Source organism: Romboutsia sp. (assembly GCF_035470145.1).
In the GTDB taxonomy this organism is placed as follows: domain Bacteria; phylum Bacillota; class Clostridia; order Peptostreptococcales; family Peptostreptococcaceae; genus Romboutsia_D.
In genome coordinates, this window is record NZ_DATIRC010000346.1 from 1 (window position 1) to 1,795 (window position 1,795).

Sequence of the window (1,795 nt, forward strand, 5' to 3'; positions counted from 1 at the left end):
AATAGCATTTTTTATTATAGGATTTGCTAGTATAACGCACTTATTTACATTTACAGATATTAAGGAAAAGACTACTTCTAAGTACTGTGCAGTAGCTATGAGTATTGTTAATTTATCTGAATTTGTAGGAGTTGGAGTTATAAATTTATTTATAGGTTATGTTTTTGAAAATATAAATGTAAATGCTATAGATTTATATAGAATTTCTTTTACTGTATTTATTGGGATGAGTATAATAGCTATAATCGCTGGACACATAGGAAGTAAAAAATAGAGATATATTATTAGCTTTTATGTGGTATTATTATATAATATACAAAAATTAAGGAGACGTAAGAAATGAATTATATAACAGCAAACAACAAGTATGAAATATTTGTTAAAAATATAGGTATAAAGCAAAGATTTGATAAATTAATGACTAAATCAGTTAATGTAACACCGCAACAAGTAAATAAATGTATAGAATTTGCAAAAGAAAGTGTTGAAAATTCTAATGACTATATGAAATTAGTGCCAAAAGACATAAAAGATGCCCAACTTCAAAAGGAAGTAGGAATGCAAAGAATCTTTATAGAAAAAATAGCACAGTGTGGATTTTCAAATTATTTAACAAGCAAAGGTATAGATGCAAGTGCAATAGATAAACACAAAATAGGTATAAAAACTGCAATAGCTAAGGAAATTCATACAAGGCTTATAATAGATAAAGCTGAATTTGAAGGGAAAAAAAATAAAAAAAATTACTATGTAGGTATTCATTTAAACTTAGAAATGCAAGATAAAAAAGATCGTATACAAAGACACTTAGTTAAAGATTTATATAAAATAGAAAAAGTTCAAATCTTTGGGTACTTAGATTCAAAGTTTATAAAAGAACTTAAATATGAAACAGTTAAAAATAAAATGGGTAAAAATGAATTTAAATTCTACAATAAAAAAGCACCTAACTATGCATCAAAAAATGAATATGCTAAGCTTTTAGATAGAGAGTGTAAGTGGTATTACTTAGATAGATTAATGGCTATAGACAATTTAGCTAAAAAAATAAAATAAAAAAAGGTAAAACATTGATAGCATCGTAGTTTACGGTGCTTTTATTTTATGCAAAATGAAAGAAATATGAATTGAAATTTGCATTTTTCTGAATAAATGCTATAATGAATTGTAGAAGCAGTGAGATATTAGAGTTAAGTTGCTCAAAAATTAAGGAGGAGATGATTATAATTATGATAGAAATTAAAAATGTAACAAAAAAAGTCGGAAATAAGGTCATACTTGATGATATAACCTTCTCAATAGAAAAAGGTACATTAGTAGTTTTAATAGGATCTAGTGGATGTGGAAAAACCACCACGCTTAAACTTATCAATAAGCTAATAAAACCTACTGCAGGAGAAATTTATATAGACGGCAAGCCTATATCAAAAGAAAATACCATTGAACTTAGAAGAAAAATCGGATACGTTATCCAAAACACAGGTCTATTCCCACATTTAACAATAAAAGAAAATATCGAATTAATTCCCAGGTTAAAAAAAGAAAAATCCGTAGAAGAAATAGAAAAAACAACACTAGAGCTTTTAGAAATGGTAGGTCTAAAATACGAAGATTATATAGACAAATATCCATCAGAACTTAGTGGAGGTCAACAACAAAGAATCGGTGTTGCAAGAGCGATAGCAACAGGTGCAGAAATAATATTAATGGATGAGCCATTTAGTGCACTAGATCCGATAACTCGAACTTCTCTTCAAGAGCAATTATTTACACTTCAAGATGAGCTAAAGAAAAC

2 protein-coding genes and 1 pseudogene are annotated in these 1,795 nt (G+C 27.2%); all 3 read left to right on the forward strand.

Translation table 11 applies throughout. The features are described 5' to 3' along the window. A pseudogene (locus tag VLM92_RS13945) lies at window positions 1–274 on the forward strand (MFS transporter); the annotation flags it as partial. A gap of 65 nt (window positions 275–339) precedes the next feature. After that, the gene (locus VLM92_RS13950; protein ID WP_325276936.1) at window positions 340–1,056 is read left to right on the forward strand and encodes a hypothetical protein; all 717 of its coding nucleotides are present in this window, start codon (window positions 340–342) and stop codon (window positions 1,054–1,056) included. 173 nt (window positions 1,057–1,229) lie between these two features. Next, a partial coding sequence (locus VLM92_RS13955) for an ABC transporter ATP-binding protein (RefSeq protein ID WP_325276937.1) occupies window positions 1,230–1,795 on the forward strand: 566 nt, incomplete at its 3' end.

Bases quoted from the DNA above. Each gene is read 5' to 3' on its own strand.
- VLM92_RS13950 (WP_325276936.1), top strand. From the start codon at position 340: ATGAATTATATAACAGCAAACAACAAGTATGAAATATTTGTTAAAAAT.